Source organism: Pseudomonas sp. SA195, from assembly GCF_054131565.1.
This window is the reverse complement of the sequence record NZ_CP096392.1, coordinates 1,817,058-1,836,317: the sequence shown is the minus strand read 5'-3', so window position 1 is coordinate 1,836,317 and position 19,260 is coordinate 1,817,058. Positions and strand designations below refer to the sequence as shown.

The following is a 19,260-nucleotide window of genomic DNA, read 5'->3' as shown; positions in this document are numbered from 1 at the left end:
CTTGACGTATCTAGAGTGTGCGTCCGTACAGGTAAAGTTTTCGAGCAAGTGAGGCCGGCATGAAACGCAAACAGGAAATCGAGTCCGTGCGCTGGGATCTGGCGCTGCGCTATCGCCTGATCGAAACGGTGGTGTGGTGGGAAGGACGCTTAACCACCGGACATCTGATGCAGAGCTTCGGTATCAGCCGCCAGCAAGCGTCGAAGGACATCAATTCCTACATCACCGACTACGCGCCGAAGAACCTGGAATACGACAAGCATTTGAAGGGGTATGTGCCGAGCCGCCACTTCAAACCACTGTTTATCGATGACAGCGCCAGCGCCTACCTGCACCTGCTCAACCAGAATCACGACCGGGCACCGCACATAGAAGGACTGGCGCTGGCCTATGCGCACACTGAGGTACTGGATGTACCGGATCGCTCAGTACGCCCGGAGGTGCTGCGTCCACTCATCAAGGCCTGCCGCGATGGGCTGCGACTGGAGTGCGAGTATGTGTCCTTCACGACGCCGGACGGCGAAACCCGTCTGATCGCGCCGCATACGCTGATCTACACCGGTATGCGCTGGCACGTACGCGCCTATTGCGAGAAGAATCGAGATTACCGCGACTTCGTGCTCAGCCGCTTTCGCGGTGTGCCGGAGTTGATGGACGACAAGACCGAGAATACTCGCGAGCAAGATCCGGGTTGGAGTACGCAGGTGCAGGTCATCATCGAACCGGACTCGCGCCTGAAACCCGAGCAGCGAACGATTATCGAAGCCGACTACGGCATGCGTGACGGACAGCTGGTGATCGAGACACGAGGTGCGTTGGTGCAGTACGTGCTGCAGCGCTATCAGATCGATCCGACCAAGGTGCATGCCAAGGCCACGGCTCAGCAGATCGTGGTCGCCAACCTGGAAGAGCTACAGCCCTGGCTGTATCACTGACTAACGGCAGGCACGCCGGGCTTTGAGTCGATGCCGCAGGCGAGGCTATCTCTTAGACCGTCGTACCACCGTAGGCCAGCTTGGCCAGCACGAGTAGTGCAGGCAGCAACAGCGCCAGTGGCAAAAGATCGTTAAGGGTTGGCAGCATGCTCATAAGAGATCCTCCTAGTCGGTTTTCATCAACCTAGCTAAATCGACCCTACAGCGCGATCTGTCTACTTTTCGCCTGTAAACAATCCGCGCATACCCCAGACACCGGCGACGAACGCACCTTGCCTGTATGGCGGAGCGCTGATTACTGTATATAAATACAGTAATCGAGCAGCCCGTTATGAGCACCGCACTTATCCTCGGCCCGCTGCAGCGCAGCAGGGCAGTCCTTCCCCTCTTTGATGCACGTGTTCCGGCCGGCTTTCCCAGCCCAGCGCTGGATCACATGGAACATAAGCTGTCGCTTGATGCTCTGATGGATCTGCAAGCACCGTACACCTATGTGGTTGCCGTGAGCGGTGACAGCATGAGCGGGGCTGGCATCTTCGACGGCGATTATCTGATCGTCAGCCGCGCCATCCCAGCAAAACCGGGCCATGTGGTCGTTGCCTGCTTAAACGGCGATGTCCTGGTAAAGCGCCTGGCCCAGAAACAGGGCCAGTTCATCCTGCAGTCGGAGAACCCGGCCTACTCTCCGCGCTATATCCTGGAAAACGATGAGCTGACGATCTGGGGCGTCGTCACTCACAGCCTGCGGAACCACCTCACTCATGGCTGATCCTGTGTACGCACTGGTCGACTGCAACAGCTTCTACGCCAGTTGCGAGCGCGTGTTTCGTCCTGACCTGTTGCGCACGCCCATCGTGGTGCTCAGCAACAACGACGGCTGCGTGATTGCCCGCTCTGCCGATGCCAAGCCGTTCGTGAAAATGGGCGCCCTCTTCCACGAGATCAGAGGCGACCTCAAGCGCCATGGGATCGTCGCCTTCAGCAGCAACTACGCCCTCTATGGCGACATGAGCGAGCGCGTGATGACGATCCTGGAGGGCTGCTTTCCAAGCATCGAGGTCTACAGCATCGACGAGGCCTTTGCCGATATGACCGGTCTACCCGAACCGCTGGAGTCGATAGGTCGCCAGGTACAGGCAGAAGTCAGACAGAAGACCGGCATCCCTGTTGGCATTGGTATCGCCACGACCAAGACACTGGCCAAGCTCGCCAATAACGCCGCCAAGCGCTGGCAGAAGCAAACTGGTGGCGTCGTTGACATCCGCGATCCGGTTCGGCGCGACAAGCTGCTCAAGGCCATGCCTGTCGAGGAAGTCTGGGGCGTTGGTCACCGGTTGCGGGCTCACTTGGAAGGCATGCAAATCAAGACAGCTTGGGACTTGGCACAGATGGATGCCTGGACACTGCGCAAGCGATTCAATGTCGTGGTCGAGAAAACTGTGCGTGAACTGCGCGGTGTGGCGTGCCTAGAGATCGAGAACGAAATCGAACCCAAGCAAGAGATCTGCAGTAGCCGCTCATTCGGCAAGCGCCTGCGAGAGTTAGCGCCTATCCAAGAGGCCGTCACCAGCTATGCGACGCGCGCTGCTGAAAAGCTCCGCAAGCAGGAGTCGCTCTGCAGACAAGTGCGGGTCAGTCTGCGCACCGGGATGTTCAATCCAGCTGAAGCGAAATATGCCAATGGCGTCCTATGCCAACTGCCCTATCCAACCGATGACAGCAGGCTGATCATCAAGGCCGTCCAGGCTGGATTGCAGCAGGTCTACAGAGAGGGATTCAGCTACGCCAAGGCTCAGGTGATGCTGTTGGATCTGTGTCGCAAGAATGAGTACACGCCGGATCTTTTCGCCCCTGAACAGCCCGTGAAAACCGAGCGACTGATGAGCACCCTGGACGCGATCAACAATCGCTGGGGACGCGGCACACTGCAGCCAGGACGCATAGCCAAGCCAGTCGAGTGGGCAATGCGCAGAGAGTTGCTTTCCCCGGCTTACACCACTCGCTGGTCTGAGTTAATGGTCGCAAAAGCCAAGTAGCCTTCGCATTCACTTATCCGCGACGAGCACGGTTCAGAGTCCCCTTACGCAGACAGCGCGCCCCTGCAGGTTTCAAGCGCAGGTGCTGATTGCGGATTCCACGCTGGCTCGGACACCCATTTCACGCACATTCGGACAGTGATTCCACGCTGATCCGGACATTTTCTGGCAGGCAGCTACGCAAAAATTCTTCACTACCTTCAGACCATCCTTAGCTTCAGCAGTTAGATTCGACTGCTGTCAAACCCATGTCTGCCATCGCCATAAACCTTGGTAGGCGCCTTGCATAGGTAACTGGCTCGATAGAAAAACTCTTCAACCCCTAGACCATCGCGACGCAGGCTATAGCTCGGATTGTCAGGAATCTCAACCAAACCCCTCACTGCCTCAACCGACGTTCCCAAGGCACTTGCCCAAGCTTCCTGGAGTCGATTGAACATGTTATCCCTTCCAGGCTCAAACTTACCCAAAGCGTTGAATGCATCGTAATTGAGAACGAATGCAACATGGTAATGCGGCTTCCCATGCTGCCCAAATTCTCTAGCCCAAACGTACCGCACGCGGCTCTGATGCGCATGTTTGTTTTCCCTAAGCGCCATACAACGATTGTGGTGTATTTTGGACTTAAAGGAATCTAAAAACTTTTTAAACACTTGACTTGCATTTTCGTCTCTGCCGTTCACAAACGCTGCTGGAAACCTAAGATCAACCCTGAAGGCAAAGACACGAGAATACTGTTGAAGAGCTCGATCAATCGTAGTATGCAACTTTTGCAGATACTGTCGAATGAAAGGCCCTTTATCTACCTGAATAGGCAAGCCACGATAGTCAAGCTCATTATGAATAATGAGATTACTATTCTGCGAATGTCGAATCATGTTTAATACTCCAATGCTTGAATGCATATCCTAGGAGCACCATGTATTTATTAACCTGAATAACATTCACACGTCAGGTATCTTGGAGATACCTGACTTAGCATTGTTATCTCTTACAAAGCTTGAATACATACCTTAATAGCACTATACACTTATTAACCTAAACAACATTCACACATCAGGCATCTTGGAGATACCTGACTTAGCATTGTTATCTCTTACAGCTAACATTGGAACTATATAGGCTATAAGAGCATACTACCAATACCGAAAAAGCAGCTCTGCTTTTTATGCTGATTTTCAGGTAAATTCGCTTCAAGCCCCGGCTAAACCAAGCAGACTTCTACTCCGGCAAAAAAGCATCATGCCCGGAGAATATCCGGGCATGATGTTTTCTCACCTAAGGTGGAGTGAGCACTCTCGGGCTCTGGCCATTACTATCCGATAGTCAAGCTAGATCTCGCTCCTCGATTCTGGCCAGGATCCAATCCTGGACCTCGCCCTCTAGCCAGCCCACACATCGATCACCCAGCGGAATCGGTTTCGGAAACGAGCCCTGCGCAACGTACTTGTATACAGTCGACCTAGCCAGGCCAGTGGCATCGATGACAGCCTTCAGACGAATGATTTTCATGATCCCGCACCTCTGAATATTGGTTCAGAGGATTAGGAGAACCTGTAGATAATTACTGCCTAAAAACGGGCATATAGCGAGTCACTGACCTACCATAGCGTTTCAGAGCGTGAAACTCACCAAACAATCCATACTCAAAGCGTTGGTCAACAGTCATTACGGCCTCGCACTCATATGATTGAATTTCGCTCTCCGCCTCAGTGATGACCAAGCACCTGCGATCCAGCGCGCCATCTTTACGCAAAGCCAACACCGCTCTCCGCCCACGGCATTGATCAGAAAATGGGAGAATATGAAACTTCATGCCTTCACTTACATGATCGCCCGCCGAACCCAGAAGCACTTTGTACTGACATGCTAGGTAAAAAACCATGTTATAAACAACTTCTTCAGCACTCCTTCCCGACAAAGCATCAATAGCCACGGATTTTAACCAAGGGAGCTTAACCTGTGATTTTATAGTTTCTAACAACCCCAGATCCGTAAACAATTCCTTAGCGCAAAGTTTATTCCAGTGCATTGAAAGAAGTGAGGAGACATGTTGATCTACAATCGCCCGCAGCATTAATAGCTCAGCGCGCCCGCCACCCGCCAACTTCGAGTTAAGCAGGGACGACACCACGATATCATCAAATAACTTTACTGGCCCCAAGGGCTCCACCGCAGTGAGCGGCCAGTAAAAACCACAAGCACCTTCTTCGGTTAAGAAAATTTTCTCTGCCAGCAGATCTACATTATTTCTATAATCACTTTTTGCTTTTAAAACGAAGACCATCAAGGTGCTGTTGGAATTATAAAAACATCGGTGATGCAGATTTAGATAGTAAATCGTTTTCAGGCTGCCCAGGATCCTTGAACCGCTAAATCCAGCAATCTTGAAGCGTATTGCGCCCAGTTCGTTGAGCTTGAAAAGATGCATTTCAAGCCTTTCTCGTTTGAGCCCCGTCAGGGTGCACAGATCAGAAATACCCAACCCACGAACTACCCCAAATTCGTCAGCATGAATTAGGAGGACAGCGAGCAGCAATCGATTCGTACCACTTGCAGCTTCCCTGAGCATCTTCCTTGCAGCTTCTTTTCGCTCAGCAGGCGTAACAGAATCAAGACTCATACCGCTCTCCCGCCGATCGTAAGACTTGAGGCTGATCAACTCCGTGGCAGGATTTAGAACATGATCTGCTAGCTGATACAAAGAACCGGCTACACCTTTCACGCTTTCGGAGGCTAGGGTTTCTCGCAGAGTCTGGGAGCACTCACATTCCGAGCGACTTTCACATTGGCTAAGAAAGCCTCCAGCCGTCAATTCGTGCAACCCGCGCTTAGCCATCGGCCCAGAAACGCCTAAATCGGCAGCAAAGGCAGCCACCCCTCGACGAACTGATCGACCTTCACCGTACTTCTGTAGAAATCTGAGCAGCAAAAATTTAGCTTCAGGGCTGATATCAGGTAGGTGAAGTCGAAGAAGTGATAGATAACTCATGCTCAGAAACCCGCATCAAAGCCTTTTTTGATGATATCACACCCTGTTATAAGGAAAACTATCACGCATCACATCACGTGTCACATCACGCGTGATATAACGTGTCATCTTAAAATCTCCTTGAGAACCCGCATGTCCGAACGAATGAAATGGATATCCCCCAAAAACACGTCCCAGATCCAATGGGCCTTGAGTTATCTGAAGGAGAAGAGCGGCAATCCCGGATTCTGGCACACCCGTTACATAGGGGAGACGGCTTACCAACAGCTCATCAAGTGGGATCAGGGTCAGATTGAAAGCGCGGAATATAGAGAATTCTTAAGGCGCATGCGGGGTGCATGGGCCCAGAAAAAGCACAGAGGAAAGAATAAAGACAAGAGGGCATACAGCATCGTTCTGCAAGTAAAAACAAAGCAGCAACTTGATCGTATTTCAAAAGAGCTTAGTTTAAGTCTGGCTGAGACAATTGAAAAACTAATCCCATCGAGCAAAGAACAGCAGGAATTTTATTTCGACAATGAACGCCAAAAACTTCACCAAAAACGTGCTGACGACAATATTCGCAGAGATGCTAACGACTATCGGGAAAATTCGGAAATATTTGCCGAACTACTGACTCTTAGCCTTATAGATCTAAGCATATTAAAGATAAGGCACAGTGCACGGCTAGACTCTGAAGCCGAGATCTCCGAAATAGAGCGACTAAGCACTAACCTACTGGAAGAATTCCTTAAAGAAGGTAACGAAGGCCTCAAACGGCGAATGTCAAATATTACGCTGAACAACCAGGCCATCCCTCCAAAACGCACCCTAATAGAAAAAAGACTTAAAAATCTTGTCCAGACTACCAACCAAACACCAATTGCACTTAAGACTGAAATCAACCCAAACCCACTATTACCACATAAATTTCACCAAGCCCTACAGCATCCAAACTTTAATTCAGACAAACTTAATGAATCTCTCGAAAAAATGAGCAGAGCCTTCACTGATCAGGATTAAATTTGAAAAACCTCTTAAATCTAGAACCAAACTAATTTAATTGACCTTCCGCATGAAGTAACCCCTCGCACTTACCGAGACCTCCGACAATTTTAAGCACACTCACGCTGACCAGAAAAAGGTAGGGAACGCACCGACGAGAAGTAATCATCTAATTAACTACACCACATCATTTCGAATCCAAGCCAGTGATTAACGATTAAATCCGAGCTAGTCAGGCGAATATGAACAAATTTTTCTCGACTCATGGAAAGGCAAGCCAGACCACAAACAGCTTATCGTTCCAGCCTCAGCGATGCATCACCTACGGCTGTTATTTCCCACTCCCGTCACAGGCTAACCTACTCCTGAGAAGCAATAGGCAACGGTCCAAGCAAGTGTCGTGGTCAATTGAAGGCTGCGACAAAATCTAAGGACCGTCTGAAGTCGTAATATGTATCTGACTGACTTTAGTATTTAGCCAGCCCCTCCATATAGCGCGTCCAGCAGCGTTCTGCCGTCCTTCATACAGCCCCTAATAAACGCGACCATGACTGCAGATAGACTTGCTTCCACGCGGCCGTTTAATTAGCCGTGCTCAGGCCGCAGGACTCGTAGCCATGGCCGAGGGCATAGTGTTAATGCTGGTGCATCCCCTCAGAGCAACTCCGATTCGTTAAATGCAATTAAAACCATCCGGTAGCTTGCTGCCACAGAGGTGAATTCTGGCAAAGCGACAGCAGCCCAGTGAACGCCCCCCCTGAAAGTCATTCATACCAAGTCTCACCGACTCGCGGCCCCCAGCGGTAGATCAATCACTTTTCTGAGCCGCTACTCCGAAAACTGAGTGCTTCAATCTCATCAGCCCATGCCTGCATCATCTGACGTCGCTCTTCCAGATATTCTGCCTGGTTTTAGCTTGCGCGCACCTTGTTTCTCTCGGCATGCGCCAACTGACGCTCGATAACATCTGCGCGATAGCCCATCTCGTTCAGCATTGTCGAAGCTGTTTGCGCGGAAGCCATGGGCCGAAAAACCGATACTGTCCTTCCCATTGAACCCCATGCGCTCAAACGCACGGTTCAGTGTCGTTGCCGTCATGCATTCGTTGGATTGCGATAGTTCGGCAATAGCAGCGGACGACCGCCAGTATGGGTGTGCAACTCACGCAACAACTCGACCGCCTGCTTGGAGAGCGGAACTATGTGCAGCTCGCGCATCTTCATGCGCTCGGCAGGAATGCGCCACTGTGCACGCTCCAGGTCGAACTCGCCCCACTTCACCTTGCTCTCGGATCATCTGGGCCACGTGCAGCTTGAAGCCGGCATCAAAGCTCTACGCATACGGTTCATGTCTAGCAAGGCTCTCGTTGGAAAGGAATCCGCAGTAGTCAACCACAAGCGGGTGGAACGTCTGTATGCCGAAGCCCGCTTGCAGGTGAGAAGGCGTAAGCGCAAGAAGATCCCGATTGCAGATCGACAGCCGCTGGACCGCCCTCGGGCCGCCAACCAGGTCTGGTCGATGGACTTTGTATTTGATCGCACGGCTGAAGAGCGTGTCATGAATATCCTGACAATGGTGGATGATGCCACCCATGAGGCTGTCTGCGAAATTGCACTGACTTGACCACCGAATTGCATTCCAGCTTACCAGGCAATTGCATTCGTATTGACCACCCGATTGCATGCGGCTTGACCAATACACGCCGTAGTGACGACCGGCCGAAGTCGACCTCAAGCTGCCGGTCGCGACAGGCAGCAACCGGCCACGAGCAGCCATTTATTGGACTCCTGCCAACCCTCAGCGGACGTTTGGTTTAGCCTGCGAACTTGGCAACGATCCACTCAGAAATTTCTTGTCATTCACCCAGTGATAACGGTCTGGATCTTTTTCCAGCAAGGACGTCCGCATTGTTTCTCGCCAAGCGTTGTCCGCCCGGAGGAAGATGCCCCGTAGTTCGGTGTCAATGATCTGTTTGCTGGCACCGCGCTCCTCAGCCTTGGCGTACCAGCCATGCCCGGCCGCATAGTCGCCAAGCTCCATACAAACAGCACCTATCAGCGTGCATGGTCGGAAGTTTCTGGGTTGTAACTCATGCCCCTGCTTGCCGAGCTGAAGTGCCTCTTCCCGCCGCCCAAGATCGCGCATGGCACCACCGCGGGTAGTGCAAATGGCTGAGTGGATCTTGGGCTGTTTGAATCTGTTGGCCGGCACACTAGCGAGTAGTTCAAGTGCTGACTCGGGCTGATTGCACTTTCGAAAGTGACCACTGGCGTTGATTGCGTTCCATGGGTCCTGGGTGCGCCGGTACTCATTGCTGGCGAATTCGGCTTCGCGCAGATGGTAGGTTTCACGCAGCACCTCAGTGAAATACACATGGCCCTCGGTTTTGAGCCAAACAAGATCGTCAGGTGCCATTCGATTGCCGGCCTCCAGGTTCTGGAGGATATCCATCAATCGTGGCTTCAATGACTGAGCGTTGGCGAAAATTCCGTACTTCTTGCGCAGGATGTATGCCGGATCGCTTTCGCGAGCAAGGCGATCGGCCTCCGCAGCTTCTCGCCGGCGTTTGGCTGCCTCGACCAGTTCTAGGCGAGCAGCTGCGGCAGCGTCAGCAGCATCGAGGTCTGAAATATAGGACTCGTAGCTGGCTTGACCAGTCGCCAGCGCAAACAGCCCGGGGTACCCCTTGACCTTGAGGTAGTTCAGATAGGCCTCGGAAAGCGGACGGCCTCGATAGAGAGCTTCCAGGATATTGCTCAGTGGGGAGGCAACCGCACCTTGCAGGTGGCTCACCCGGTAGTGCCGGGCAATATCGTTGGGGGTCGGAGCTATGGAGCCGGGGTCGCTCATGCGGGCGTTGTACATGGCTTCAGCAACCTCGCAATTACGCTTGCGCTGCGCCTCCCACTCGGTTTCTCGGGCAACGCGAGCTGTCTCAGCAGCCTCGTACTCTCGATCATACTTCGCCTTGCGAGCAATACGGGCAGCCTTTGCTGCTTCGCGCTTGCGTTTTGCCTGCTCGGCCTCCTGGGCCAGTCGTTCAACTTCCTTGGTTTGGTGCTCTAATCTGGCCGCCTGCTCGCGAGCTACTAACACTGGGTCTAAAGCCGCGATGAAGGCTTCATATGTGATCTGACCGCTCGCAAGTTGATGCAGTTCGTTGAGATTTTGCTGCCGTAGGTAGCTCAGCGACAATGCAGTGAGCGGTCGCTGATGAAACATGCTTTCGAGGATATTGCTCAGACGAGTGTAGGGAATGGTCGCGCCGGTTATGCCACTGACGCAGAAGTGACATGCGATGTCGTAGAGAGTTGGGCGATTCAATTCCATATAAGGGGGGAGTCCGTTCTAGCTTGAGTATTCTGATTTGGATTCTCTCACAGATATCGGAAGTCAGCTCTTGGCCGGTTGCTGCCTATTGCTACCGGCAGCAATGGGGCGGTCTCTGCCTCCGCGTCTCTGCCGCCCGCTGTTCAAGTCGAATGCAAGCGGGTGGTCAGCATCAATGCAATTGCCTGGTCAGATGAGTGCAATTTCGCAGCTGTCGCCATCGTGCCGGAAAGAACGATTGGCGGGCTTTCGTTGACGCGCATCCTGGATGCGTCTGGCCATGTCACGCGGTCTGCCCAAAGCCATCCGCACGGATAACGGCAAGGAATTCTGTGGTCGAGCCATGCTGACCTGGGCTCATCCGCGAGGTGTACAGCTGTTCCTGATTGAACCAGGTAAGCCCAATCAGAATGCCTATATCGAATCGTTTAACGGGCGCTTCCGTGACGAGCGCCTGAACGAGCACTGGTTCACCAGCCCACCACACGCCCAAGTGGGCGTCGGAGCGTGGCGACGGTAATACAACGAGGAAAGGCCAAAGAAGGGTCTCGGCGGGTTAACCCCGTCTGCCTATGCCAAGCAACTGATCGCGAAAGCCGTTAAATTGATCCAGGACTCTAAAGCCAGCTGCCACTGAAGACGGGAAGACGTCGGCCAGCCGATACGACTTTAGTGGTGACTGATGTCCGTCACTTAATGCTGGAGGTCATTGAGAAACGCCCGTCAAGCGGCCCCCCCCTGCCTGCCTAGTCATTGCGATCGCGATCAAGCACTACGGAGAGGAATGCCGTACAGCGCAATACCGCCCACCTCAAGAGTTCTGACGATTGGCTGAGTCTCTAACTTAACAAGGCGACAGTGCCCAGTTTGAAAGAGCGCGCGCCCCGTCTAACAGACCTTTCATTGCCACGCGAAAAAGATCTCCATACAGACAGCTCTGCAAGACCGAGGCGCGCAAACTTTAGAAAATCAGCAGTGGGGCAAAAAGTGGGGCAAAATTCAGAGGCAGGCAAAATCCATCTACCATAAAAAAATCCAGTCACCGTTAAGTGACTGGATTTTCTAGGGTTTTTTGGTCGGGACGGAGTGATTCGAACACTCGACCCCTTGCACCCCATGCAAGTGCGCTACCAGGCTGCGCTACGCCCCGACATCGCTTCGGTAATGCCCGAAAGCGGATGGCACTATACATTAAGCTTCTGAATGTGTGAAGGTTTTTGTCGGGTTGTGAATCAAGCTTTCAGCACGTGGAGCACGTCTTCGAGTTCAGCAATCATCTGACGAATGAGTTGTTTGTACTGAGTCGTATCGTCTTTCGCTTCGTCACCCGACATACGTTGTCGCGCGCCACCAATGGTGAAACCCTGCTCATACAGAAGAGAGCGAATCTGACGGATCATCAGCACATCCTGGCGCTGATAGTATCGCCGGTTGCCGCGGCGCTTGACCGGGTTGAGCTGTGGAAACTCTTGCTCCCAATAGCGCAGTACGTGCGGCTTGACCGCACACAGCTCACTCACTTCACCGATCGTGAAGTACCGTTTGCCGGGTATGGATGGCAATTCGTCGTTATGACTTGGTTCCAGCATAGGCTTCGACTCTGGCTTTTAATTTTTGCCCTGGCCGGAATGTCACGACGCGACGCGCCGTGATGGGTATCTCCTCGCCGGTTTTCGGGTTACGTCCGGGGCGCTGACGCTTGTCACGTAGGTCGAAGTTACCGAAACCGGACAGCTTCACCTGTTCGTTATGCTCGAGCGCCTGACGTATCTCCTCGAAAAATAATTCGACCAACTCCTTGGCCTCACGCTTATTCAAGCCAAGCTCTTCATATAGACGTTCGGCCATCTCAGCTTTCGTCAGAGCCCCCATACGCTATTTCCTTAACGTGGCGTTGAACCTTTTTTCCAGGGAGGCAAGGATCTGCTGCATCGCAGTGCTCACCTCGTCGTCGTTTAGAGTGCGCGAAGGGTGCTGCCAGGTCAAGCCGACTGCCATACTTTTGCTAAGCGGATCAATACCTTTACCTTGATAAACATCAAATAGCTTGAGGTCCTTGAGGTACCCGCCCGCCGCTTCGCGGATGCAGCCCAACACTGATTGAGCAGAAATGTCCTGCGCCACCAGAACAGCCAGATCACGACGCACCTCCGGGAAGCGCGAAAGCTCGGTAAAACGCGGCAATCGACCTTCTACAACCTCGGCAATCAAAAGCTCGAACAGGTAAACCGGCTGTTCGATTCCAAGCGTGGCCGCCAGCTGAGGGTGCAGGCTACCCAGATATCCGACTAGACGCCCTTCACGCTCGATGCGCGCGCACTGGCCTGGATGAAGCGCGGGATGCTCACCGCTGACAAAGTTGAATGCGAGCGCACCGCCCGCTCCGCTCAATAGCGCCTCGACATCGGCCTTCACGTCGTAGAAATCCACCGAGGCTCGACCGTTGCTCCAAGCTTCACTGAAGCGAGTCCCCGTTACTACACCCGACAGCATGACGTCCTGCTTGAGCTCGTCGAGCTGACCCACGAACCGCAGCCCACTTTCAAACAGGCGAACACGCGTTTGTTGGCGATTGACGTTGTACTGCAGCGCACTGACCAAGCCAGGCCACAACGAGGCACGCATGGCACTCATCTCGACCGAAATGGGGTTGGCGAGCATCAGTGGCTGGGTATCAGGCGTGAATAGGGCGTACTGTTTCGGATCGATGAAGCTGTAAGTGATCGCTTCCTGGTATCCGCGAGCCACCAATAGCCGGCGAAGCGAGGGAAGAGTCACATGAGATTCGGTTGTGGAAGTTGGTGCGAGCCTCGCCTGCGGGTAGCGCACCGGCAGACGATCATAACCATACAGGCGGCCGATCTCTTCGATCAGGTCGACTTCAAGGGAAATATCGAAGCGGTGACTCGGCACGGTTACGCGCCATTCCCCTTCGCCGTCGCTTGCCAGACTCATACCCAGCGCGCTCAGCACCCGCTCGATCTCATCGACACCAAGCTCCAGACCATACATCTGCTCGATCCGTTCCCGGCGCAACAGGATGGGCGCCACCTGCGGCATGCCCGCCTCATTGATCACCTCGGTGATAAGCCCCGCTTCTCCACCGACAACCTCAAGCAGGAGCGCTGTGGCTCGCTCCATGGCGGTACGGGTGAGCTGAGGATCCACGCCGCGCTCGTAGCGGTGCGACGCATCGGTGTGCAGGCCATAGGAACGCGCCTTGCCCGCCAGCGCAATGCTGTCGAAGTAAGCGCTTTCGAGGAAGATGTCTCGGGTCTCGGCATTCACGCCGCTATGCTCGCCGCCCATGACACCAGCAATTGCCAGCGCACGCTGATGGTCGGCAATAACCAGGGTGTCGGCACGCAGCTTGACGGTCTGCCCATCGAGCAACACCAAGTCCTCCCCCTCCTCCGCCATACGCACACGGATGCCTGTGTTGATCTCATTGAGATCGAACGCATGAAGCGGCTGACCCAGTTCGAGCATCACGTAGTTGGTAATGTCGACAATCGCATCGATCGAGCGAATACCCGAACGCCGTAGACGCTCGACCATCCAGGTTGGCGTAGGGCGAGACGGGTCGACGTTGCGCACGATTCGACCCAGATAGCGCGGGCACGCATCAGTCGCGAGCACTTCGACAGAGCGGGCGTCCTGATGACTTACCAAGGCGGGCGTCACATCAATCGATGTCACCGGGACGCTATAGATCGCACCCACTTCACGCGCAAGGCCAGCAATGGACAGGCAGTCGCCTCGGTTAGGGGTCAGGCCTATCTCAATGGTGGCATCGTTCAAGTTCAGGGCTGTACGGATGTCGGCGCCTACAGGTGCCTCTGCCGCCAACTCCATCAGGCCATCGTTGTCTTCGGATATCTGTAGCTCAGAAGCCGAGCACAACATGCCGTTGGACTCGACACCGCGCAGCTTCGCCTTCTTGATCTTGAAATCGCCAGGCAGAATCGCGCCGATCATCGCGAACGGAATCTTCAAGCCGGGCCGCACATTAGGCGCGCCACAGACCACTTGGAAGGTTTCGCTGCCATTGCTGACCTGGCACACGCGCAACTTGTCCGCATCTGGGTGCTGCTCAGTACTAAGCACCTCACCGACCACGACGCCGCTGAACTGTCCGGCGACAGGCTCTACACCGTCGACTTCAAGACCGACCATCGACAACCGAGCCACGAGCTCATCATGGGAAACCTGCGGATTGACGAGGCTCCGCAGCCACTGTTCACTGAATTTCATCCTGCTCTCCTAAACGTGTTTGGCGATCTGCGCTTAGCGAAACTGCTCAAGAAAGCGCAGATCGTTATCGAAGAAGATGCGCAGGTCGTTGACGCCATACCGCAGCATTGTCAGGCGCTCGGCGCCCATGCCAAAGGCAAAGCCCTGGTAGCGCTCGGGATCGATGCCTGACATCCGCAACACGTCGGGATGCACCATTCCGCACCCCAATACCTCGAGCCAGGACTGAGACTCCTGATCCCCCTTGCGAACCACACGACGAATATCTACTTCCGCTGAAGGCTCGGTGAAGGGGAAGAAAGAAGGGCGAAAACGCACCTCGAGATCAGCCTCGAAAAACGCCCGCAGAAACTGTTCGATAGTGCCCTTGAGGTCAGCAAAGCTAATGCCCTCGTCGATCAGTAATCCTTCCACCTGATGGAACATCGGAGAGTGAGTTTGATCCGAGTCACAGCGATACACCCGGCCAGGGCAAATGATGCGAATCGGGGGCTGACTGGACTCCATGGTGCGCACCTGCACTGGGGAGGTGTGGGTACGCAGCAACATGCTGGCATTGAAATAGAAAGTGTCGTGCATCGCCCGAGCAGGGTGATGACCTGGGATATTGAGCGCCTCGAAGTTGTGATAGTCATCCTCGACTTCAGGCCCTTCGGCAACGGTATAACCGATGTGAGAAAAGATTTGTTCAATACGCTCTAGCGTCCGGGTAATAGGATGCAGCCCCCCGGAAACCTCGCCACGCCCGGGCAGGGTGACATCGATACGCTCAGCCGCAAGCTTGGCACCTAGAGCAGCTTCTTCGAGCTCGGCTTTCTTGACGCCTAGCGCATCCTGGACCTTAGCCTTGGCGGCGTTAATCAGGGCTCCGGCCTTGGGTCGCTCTTCGGCAGAAAGCTTGCCCAAGGTCTGCATGAGGAGCGTCAACTCTCCCTTCTTACCCAGATACTGAACTCGGATCTGCTCCAGAGCATTGATGTCTTGACTTTGTTGCACTGCCTCGAGCGCTTGCGAGACCAATGCATCCAGGTTTTCCATGTACAACCTCCAGAGGTTCTTGCAGAACCGCACCCGCCAGCATGAAACCGCCCGAGTGCACTTTTGAAAAGACCCCTTCAGATACGAAATAGGGGAAGAGCCCTAGGCTCTTCCCCTATCGGTGACGCTACGAATCCGAAGATTCGACTGTCGATGGGCTTAGGCCAGAGAAGCTTTGGCTTTTTCGACAATCGCAGCGAAGGCTGCTTTTTCGTTCACTGCCAACTCGGCCAGAACCTTGCGATCGATCTCGATGGCTGCTTTTTTCAGACCAGCGATCAAACGGCTGTAAGACAGACCGTTTACACGCGCGCCGGCGTTGATACGAGCGATCCACAGAGCGCGGAACTGACGCTTGCGCTGACGGCGGTCACGGTAGGCGTATTGGCCAGCCTTGATTACCGCTTGCTTGGCGACACGGAACACGCGCGAACGAGCACCGTAATAGCCTTTGGCGAGTTTCAGGATTTTCTTGTGACGGCGACGAGCGACGACGCCACGCTTAACACGAGCCATGAGTTATTCCTCTAGTCTTGACCGAATTAACGAACGCGCAGCATGCGCTCTACTTTTGCGTTGTCAGACGGGTGCATCAAAGATGTACCACGCAGCTGACGCTTACGCTTGGTAGACATTTTGGTCAGGATGTGGCTCTTGAAAGCGTGCTTATGCTTGTAGCCATTCGCTGTTTTCTTGAAGCGCTTTGCAGCGCCACTTTTGGTCTTCATCTTTGGCATGTTCGGTACTCCACAGTGTGGGTGATTACAAATAACCGCAAGGCCTGCCAGTGCCCTGGAGGTTACTTTTTCTTCTTGGGAGCGATGACCATGATCAGCTGGCGTCCTTCCATCTTCGGATGCTGTTCGACCGAACCGTATTCAGCTAAGTCAGCTTCGACCCGCTTCAATAGTTCCATCCCCAGCTCCTGATGGGCCATCTCACGACCGCGGAATCTCAACGATACCTTGGCCCTGTCCCCGTCACTCAGGAAACGCACCAGGTTACGCAACTTGACCTGATAGTCCCCTTCCTCCGTCCCTGGACGAAACTTTACTTCTTTAACCTGAATCTGCTTCTGGTTCTTCTTCGCCGCTGCGACCTGTTTCTTCTTTTCGAACAGGTGCTTGCCGTAATCCATAATCCGGCAAACGGGAGGAACCGCGTCGGCGGAGATTTCCACCAAGTCCAATTTCGCTTCTTCAGCAATACGAAGCGCTTCATCAATAGAGACGATGCCAACCTGCTCGCCATCAGCACCAATCAAACGGACCTCACGAGCCGAGATATTCTCGTTGATCGGGGCCTTGGGTGCAGCTCGTTTATCCTGTCTCATTTCACGCTTAATAGTCATTACTCCAATTCTTGGCGACCACGCCGGGAAACCGCCTGTGCCAGCAATTGGGCGAAATCATCCAGGGGCATGGACCCCAAATCAACGCCTTCACGGGTACGCACAGCAACGGCTCGTGTCTCGACTTCCCGATCTCCGATAACCAGAAGATAGGGAACCTTGAGCAAGGTATGCTCGCGGATTTTAAAGCCGATCTTCTCGTTTCTCAAGTCGCACTTGGCACGGAAGCCGCGCTGATTCAGCGTCCGCTCCACTTCTTCAGCGAAATCGGCCTGTTTGTCAGTGATATTCATGATCACCGCTTGCGTCGGTGCCAGCCACGCAGGGAACGCACCTTCGTAATGCTCGATGAGGATACCTATGAAACGTTCGAACGAGCCTAGAATGGCGCGATGCAGCATGACCGGATGCTGACGGTCGTTGTTTTCACTGACGTATTCGGCGCCGAGACGAATCGGGAGGTTGAAGTCCAGCTGCAGCGTCCCGCACTGCCACACCCGGCCGAGGCAGTCCCTAAGAGAAAACTCGATCTTCGGCCCGTAGAATGCGCCTTCACCTGGCTGCAGGTCGTAGGGCAGCCCGGCACTATCTAACGCAGCGGCTAGCGCGGCCTCCGCCCGATCCCACAAGTCGTCTGAACCGACACGCTTTTCGGGACGAGTCGACAGCTTGAGCTCAATATTGTCAAAACCAAAATCGGAATAGACAGATTGGGTGAGTTTGATAAAAGCGGCTGATTCCGACTGCATCTGCTCTTCGGTACAGAAGATGTGCGCATCGTCCTGCGTAAAGCCCCGCACGCGCATGATTCCATGGAGCGCACCGGAGGGTTCGTTGCGATGGCACGCGCCAAACTCCGCAAGTCGCAGAGGCAACTCGCGATAGCTTTTAAGGCCCTGGTTATACACTTGCACATGGCAAGGGCAATTCATGGGCTTAATTGCGTAATCCCGACTTTCGGACTCCGTGGTGAACATATTCTCCGCATAGTTCGCCCAGTGCCCGGACTTCTCCCAAAGGCTACGATCGACGACTTGCGGCGTACGGATCTCCTGATACCCATTATCACGCTGCACGCCCCGCATGTACTGCTCGAGCACTTGGTATAGCGTCCAGCCGTTGGGGTGCCAAAACACCATACCCGGCGCCTCTTCCTGTGTATGGAAGAGATCGAGGCGCTTGCCGATCTTGCGGTGATCGCGCTTTTCCGCTTCTTCGATGCGCTGGATATAGGCTGCAAGCTGCTTCTTGTCTGCCCAGGCAGTGCCATAGATCCGCTGCAACTGTTCATTCTTCGCGTCGCCACGCCAGTAGGCGCCGGACAGCTTGGTCAACTTGAAAGATTTGAGGAATCGCGTGTTCGGCACGTGCGGGCCGCGGCACATGTCCACGTATTCCTGATGGTAATAGAGACCCATAGTCTGTTCATCAGGCATGTCGTCGACCAGACGCAGCTTGTAATCTTCGCCGCGCGACCGGAATACATCGATCACTTCCGAACGAGGCGTGACCTTCTTGATCACGTCATATTCGGTATCGATAAGCTCCCTCATGCGCGCCTCGATCGCCGCCATGTCGTCAGGAGTAAAGGGGCGCTCGAATGCGATGTCGTAATAAAATCCTTCAGCGATTACCGGGCCGATGACCATTTTGGCTGAGGGATACAATTGCTTAACTGCATGCCCAACCAGGTGAGCGCAGGAGTGCCGAATAATCTCCAGCCCCTCTTCATCCTTTGGCGTGATGATTTGCAGGCTTGCATCCTTGTCGATCAGATCGCACGCATCGACCAGGCGACCATCGACCCTGCCCGCGAGCGTTGCCTTGGCGAGACCAGCCCCAATGGATTGAGCAATCTCAGCTACGCTGACCGGTTGATCGAATGAACGCTGACTGCCGTCGGGAAGAGTGATGATGGGCATGGCGCCTCCTCTCCTAGTGGTGACCCCTACCAAAGGCCACGTGGGTTGGGATGAGCCAGGAAAGCGGCCAGCCGATTAGCCCGCCGTACAATGGCAGGAGCTCTAAAGCTGATCGACCGAACCGAAGTCACTGGAAACATTTAGAAAGCCGAGATACTTCCAGGGAAGCAGCCCAACTGACAAGCAATGCATAAAAAAAGGGTCGCTACTGCGACCCTTTTTTCGGAATTGGTAGGCACAATTGGATTCGAACCAACGACCCCCACCATGTCAAGGTGGTGCTCTAACCAACTGAGCTATGTGCCTCCGATGGACGCGCATTCTAGAGATACGCCCGAGGGAGTCAAGTACTTTTTTCGCTAAGCCACTGAATAGTTGAATTTTTTGAATGAAGCGAGGCTGTAAACCGTGTCATTGG

Annotated in this window: 17 protein-coding genes, 2 tRNA genes and 2 pseudogenes; 6 read left to right on the top strand and 15 right to left on the bottom strand. The window is 53.9% G+C overall.

The window, feature by feature from the left end; genetic code table 11:
- Positions 1-59 precede the first annotated feature (59 nt).
- From M1D78_RS08560 to umuC, 3 genes are all read left to right on the top strand, one after another.
- A complete protein-coding gene (locus M1D78_RS08560) occupies positions 60-935 on the top strand; it encodes a WYL domain-containing protein (RefSeq protein ID WP_437419661.1) in 876 nt (291 codons plus the stop codon).
- Positions 936-1,266: 331 nt separating this feature from the next.
- Positions 1,267-1,704 carry a LexA family protein gene (locus M1D78_RS08555; protein ID WP_437419662.1) on the top strand — a complete coding sequence of 146 codons (438 nt, stop codon included), beginning with the start codon at positions 1,267-1,269 and terminating at the stop codon, positions 1,702-1,704.
- Positions 1,697-2,971, top strand: coding sequence for a translesion error-prone DNA polymerase V subunit UmuC (gene umuC / locus M1D78_RS08550; RefSeq protein WP_437419663.1), 1,275 nt, complete (start codon positions 1,697-1,699; stop codon positions 2,969-2,971). The genes M1D78_RS08555 and umuC overlap by 8 nt, the downstream gene beginning before the upstream one ends.
- Before the next feature lie 224 nt (positions 2,972-3,195).
- On the opposite strand, the gene M1D78_RS08545 is transcribed toward umuC, so the two are convergent.
- The 3 genes from M1D78_RS08545 to M1D78_RS08535 form a co-directional block, all read right to left on the bottom strand.
- Entirely contained in the window at positions 3,196-3,849 is a 654-nt protein-coding gene (locus M1D78_RS08545; RefSeq protein WP_423704878.1) for an inovirus Gp2 family protein, read from the bottom strand.
- Positions 3,850-4,297: 448 nt separating this feature from the next.
- Entirely contained in the window at positions 4,298-4,483 is a 186-nt protein-coding gene (locus M1D78_RS08540; RefSeq protein WP_023127663.1) for a helix-turn-helix transcriptional regulator, read from the bottom strand.
- Between the two features lie 52 nt (positions 4,484-4,535).
- Positions 4,536-5,963: a hypothetical protein gene (locus M1D78_RS08535; RefSeq protein ID WP_186416172.1), complete on the bottom strand. Its 1,428-nt coding sequence runs from the start codon at positions 5,961-5,963 to the stop codon at positions 4,536-4,538.
- A gap of 132 nt (positions 5,964-6,095) precedes the next feature.
- Here M1D78_RS08535 and M1D78_RS08530 point away from each other — a divergent pair, with 132 nt between their 5' ends.
- Entirely contained in the window at positions 6,096-6,965 is an 870-nt protein-coding gene (locus tag M1D78_RS08530; RefSeq protein ID WP_437419664.1) for a hypothetical protein, read from the top strand.
- Between the two features lie 1,076 nt (positions 6,966-8,041).
- Here the strand turns inward: M1D78_RS08530 and M1D78_RS08525 are convergent.
- The gene (locus tag M1D78_RS08525; RefSeq protein ID WP_222105517.1) at positions 8,042-8,227 is read right to left on the bottom strand and encodes a tyrosine-type recombinase/integrase; all 186 of its coding nucleotides are present in this window, start codon (positions 8,225-8,227) and stop codon (positions 8,042-8,044) included.
- Positions 8,228-8,330: 103 nt separating this feature from the next.
- Between M1D78_RS08525 and M1D78_RS08520 the strand changes: the two are divergent.
- A pseudogene (locus tag M1D78_RS08520) lies at positions 8,331-8,549 on the top strand (IS3 family transposase); the annotation flags it as partial.
- A gap of 195 nt (positions 8,550-8,744) precedes the next feature.
- Here the strand turns inward: M1D78_RS08520 and M1D78_RS08515 are convergent.
- A complete protein-coding gene (locus tag M1D78_RS08515; RefSeq protein WP_169922253.1) occupies positions 8,745-10,277 on the bottom strand; it encodes a tetratricopeptide repeat protein in 1,533 nt (510 codons plus the stop codon).
- Positions 10,278-10,484: 207 nt separating this feature from the next.
- On the opposite strand from M1D78_RS08515, the pseudogene M1D78_RS08510 reads away from it, so the two are divergent.
- A pseudogene (locus M1D78_RS08510) lies at positions 10,485-10,898 on the top strand (integrase core domain-containing protein); the annotation flags it as partial.
- Positions 10,899-11,350: 452 nt separating this feature from the next.
- On the opposite strand, the gene M1D78_RS08505 reads toward M1D78_RS08510, so the two are convergent.
- The 10 genes from M1D78_RS08505 to M1D78_RS08460 form a co-directional block, all read right to left on the bottom strand.
- Positions 11,351-11,427, bottom strand: a tRNA-Pro gene (locus M1D78_RS08505).
- Positions 11,428-11,509: 82 nt separating this feature from the next.
- Positions 11,510-11,866, bottom strand: a complete 357-nt coding sequence (locus tag M1D78_RS08500; RefSeq protein WP_437419665.1) for a MerR family transcriptional regulator — start codon at positions 11,864-11,866, stop codon at positions 11,510-11,512.
- Entirely contained in the window at positions 11,847-12,149 is a 303-nt protein-coding gene (ihfA, locus tag M1D78_RS08495) for an integration host factor subunit alpha (protein WP_003282572.1), read from the bottom strand. The genes M1D78_RS08500 and ihfA overlap by 20 nt, the downstream gene beginning before the upstream one ends.
- Positions 12,150-12,152: 3 nt before the next feature.
- Entirely contained in the window at positions 12,153-14,531 is a 2,379-nt protein-coding gene (pheT, locus tag M1D78_RS08490) for a phenylalanine--tRNA ligase subunit beta (RefSeq protein ID WP_437419666.1), read from the bottom strand.
- A 33-nt stretch (positions 14,532-14,564) separates the two neighbouring features.
- Complete coding sequence (gene pheS / locus M1D78_RS08485; protein ID WP_437419667.1) at positions 14,565-15,569, bottom strand: phenylalanine--tRNA ligase subunit alpha; 1,005 nt, start codon at positions 15,567-15,569, stop codon at positions 14,565-14,567.
- Between the two features lie 159 nt (positions 15,570-15,728).
- Positions 15,729-16,085: a 50S ribosomal protein L20 gene (rplT, locus tag M1D78_RS08480; protein WP_131648508.1), complete on the bottom strand. Its 357-nt coding sequence runs from the start codon at positions 16,083-16,085 to the stop codon at positions 15,729-15,731.
- A gap of 26 nt (positions 16,086-16,111) precedes the next feature.
- The gene (gene rpmI / locus M1D78_RS08475) at positions 16,112-16,306 is read right to left on the bottom strand and encodes a 50S ribosomal protein L35 (protein WP_019339386.1); all 195 of its coding nucleotides are present in this window, start codon (positions 16,304-16,306) and stop codon (positions 16,112-16,114) included.
- A gap of 62 nt (positions 16,307-16,368) precedes the next feature.
- Entirely contained in the window at positions 16,369-16,920 is a 552-nt protein-coding gene (infC, locus tag M1D78_RS08470; RefSeq protein WP_177493022.1) for a translation initiation factor IF-3, read from the bottom strand.
- Positions 16,920-18,842, bottom strand: a complete 1,923-nt coding sequence (thrS, locus tag M1D78_RS08465) for a threonine--tRNA ligase (RefSeq protein ID WP_437419668.1) — start codon at positions 18,840-18,842, stop codon at positions 16,920-16,922. The genes infC and thrS overlap by 1 nt, the downstream gene beginning before the upstream one ends.
- A gap of 229 nt (positions 18,843-19,071) precedes the next feature.
- Positions 19,072-19,148: transfer RNA gene (locus M1D78_RS08460), tRNA-Val, on the bottom strand.
- Between the last annotated feature and the right edge of the window lie 112 nt (positions 19,149-19,260).